A 2,802-nucleotide genomic window follows, 5' to 3' on the forward strand; every position below is an offset into this window, starting at 1 on the left:
TGAAGGCGGCCATTCGAATTTACCACCCGTGCCATGGATCTTACCACCTTCTGCCAAACAATGTACCACCCAGTGCCAAGCATCTTACCATTCAGAAATCAAAGAACCTCCGATATACTTTGAGTACGCGGCGTGTAACCGCGTACATCGAATATATTGGAGGTTTTTGTTATGGCTATTCAGTATCGCCGGATTCTGGAATTATCGCCAGACCACAGCCAGCGCAGCATCGCTGCAAGCACTGGACATTCTCGACCCAAAGTCCGAGAAGTCCTTGAGCGGGCCAAGCAGTCGGAGCTTTCATTGCCCCTTGATCCGCAACTGACAGATGCACAGATTGGGCGAATCCTCTTCCCTGAACTGGCTCCTGAAACAACGGGGCGTGAGTTGCCAGATTTGGAGTATCTGCACGAGGAACTCGGTAAGAAGAACGTGACGTTGTCGTTGCTTTACTACGAGTACCAAATCAATTGCCGGGACTCTCACAAGGTGCCGTACTCATACCGTTCATTTTGTCGGATGTATGGCGACTTTGCCCAGAAATACAAAGCAACCATGCGTATCCGGCGTAAGCCGGGCGAACTGATGGAAGTTGACTGGGCTGGATCAACACTGGAAGTGAGTGACGCCGACACTGGCGAAAAAATCACGGCATATCTGTTTTTGGCTGTGCTTCCCAGCAGCCAATATGGGTATTGTGAAGCGTTCTTGAGCATGACAATGCCAGATTGGATTCGCGGTCATGTCAATGCCTATGAGTTCTTCGGTGGTGTCACTGAGATCTTGGTGTCAGACAACTTAAAGACGGGCGTCAACAGTCATGCCAAGTTTGACCCGGTTCTGAATCCGGTCTATCGCGATATGGCTGAGCACTACGGTACGGTCGTGATGCCCGCTCGGGTGCGGAAGCCTAAAGACAAACCCAAGGTGGAAGCCACAGTCAAAGCGTTATCCACATGGGTCATCGCAGCGCTACGCAATCAGCAATTCTTCACTCTGGAAGAATTAAATCAGGCCGTCTGGTCGAAGTTGCGGGACTTCAACCAACGGCCTTTCACAAAGAAATATAAGGAATGTCGCAATCGTGAAGAAGGCTTTTCCACAGAAGAGAAGTTCGCCCTTCATCCACTGCCAGCGGCACCGTTTGAGATGGCGGCTTGGAAAACTGCCACCGTAACTCCAGACTATCACATCCAGGTGGATCGGATGTTTTATTCGGTCCCGTTTCAGTACATTGGCAGTCAAGTCGACGTTCGTCTCACGAATAGCTTGATCGAGGTGTTCTTCAAGGATAGCCGTATCGCTTCGCATGCGCGACTCTATGGCCGTAGCGAGCAATTCTCAACGAATCAAGAGCATATGCCAGAGGCACACAAGTTATACGTCTCACACACCGCCGAATCGAGTCGGACATGGGCGGCGACCGTCGGTCCACACATTAGTGCGCTTGTGGAAGATTTACTCAATCACAATCCTGAGCGACAAGCATTACACACAATCTTAAGCCTTCAAAAGCTGGCGAAAAAATATGGCGCAACGCAACTCGAGTTCGCCTGCGGCGAGGTGCAGCAGGTCGCCCAAGTGCCTACCACTCGCATTATTGAGCGGGTGTTGATCAATCAGAAGAAGAAAACGCCAGAGGCACTGGCAAACAAGAACGTTGAAAACGACTATGGCTTCACTCGTGGAGCTGAATACTTTGGGAGGGTCGGTCATGATCAATCAAGAAACGACTAGGAAATTGCACGAAATGCGGCTTACATCGATGGTCGAGGCCTTAGCAAACCAAGAACATATCGAAAATATTCGGCAAATGGGCTTTGAGGATCGTCTAGAGTTATTGATCGACGCCGCCTATGACACGCGTCAGAACAACAAGCTAGAACGCCTGATCAAAGACGCTGGATTCAGTACCACTGCGCCTTCCATCAGCAACATTGACTACAGTCCAGACCGTCAGTTGGACAAAGACGTCATCACGAAACTCGCCACCGGTGCCTACATCAAGGCTCACCACAACGTGTTGATCATGGGGGCGTCTGGAAACGGCAAAACTTGGCTGGCGACGGCACTTGGTATTGCGGCCTGCCGCCAGTTCTACAAGGTACGTTACGTGCGGCTGCCAGAGCTCATGGACGACCTACTCGTCGCCAAGAATGAAGCGAATGGCGACTTCAAAAAGATCCTGATCAAATACGGCAAGTATGATCTTCTGATTATCGATGAATGGTTATTGACTGCGGTATCTCAAGAACAAGCGACCTTCATTCTAGAGTTAATGGAACGCCGCGCAGGGCAACGCGCCACCATCTTCTGTTCGCAATTCGGACCACGGGCCTGGCATGAGAAGCTCGGACAATCACAGATTGCGGATGCGATTCTTGACCGGATCGTGCATACGGCCTACCACATTGAAATCGACGGAAAGAAATCGATGCGTGAACGTTACGGGATTGGTGGACAAGATGATTAATGAAGAAGTAGAACGCCGTGTCGCCGGATATTATATGGGACTGAAGATGAGTGAGGATCAGTTCATTGAGCTTGAAGGTGCCTTGCTTGATGCCATCTGGCAAAGCGATGAACAAATCTCCGACGACGAGCTGGTGAAAATCGGCGTCAAATTGATCAACCGATTCTTGGAAGAGGACGAAGAAGAAGCATAGATGACAACGATGCCCACTGGTCAAGTAAGACCGGTGGGCATTTCAAGTGGTAAAGTGTTGGCACAAGGTGGTAACATTCGTGGCAGAAGGTGGTAAAAAGTTTGGCAGAGGTGGTAAATTCCGATGGCCGCCTTCA

At 50.3% G+C, this 2,802-nt stretch carries 3 protein-coding genes; all 3 read left to right on the top strand.

Features of this window, described 5'->3' with window-relative positions:
* Positions 1-171: 171 nt before the first annotated feature.
* From istA to FC75_RS10615, 3 genes are read left to right on the top strand one after another with little or no spacing between them, the layout of a single operon-like run.
* Entirely contained in the window at positions 172-1,737 is a 1,566-nt protein-coding gene (istA, locus tag FC75_RS10605) for an IS21 family transposase (RefSeq protein WP_056989868.1), read from the top strand.
* Positions 1,715-2,473: an IS21-like element helper ATPase IstB gene (istB, locus tag FC75_RS10610; protein ID WP_054666486.1), complete on the top strand. Its 759-nt coding sequence runs from the start codon at positions 1,715-1,717 to the stop codon at positions 2,471-2,473. The genes istA and istB overlap by 23 nt, the downstream gene beginning before the upstream one ends.
* The gene (locus FC75_RS10615; RefSeq protein WP_054666489.1) at positions 2,466-2,666 is read left to right on the top strand and encodes a hypothetical protein; all 201 of its coding nucleotides are present in this window, start codon (positions 2,466-2,468) and stop codon (positions 2,664-2,666) included. The genes istB and FC75_RS10615 overlap by 8 nt, the downstream gene beginning before the upstream one ends.
* The last annotated feature ends 136 nt before the right edge of the window (positions 2,667-2,802 follow it).

The organism is Lacticaseibacillus camelliae DSM 22697 = JCM 13995 (assembly GCF_001436615.1).
Classification (GTDB): Bacteria; Bacillota; Bacilli; order Lactobacillales; family Lactobacillaceae; genus Lacticaseibacillus; species Lacticaseibacillus camelliae.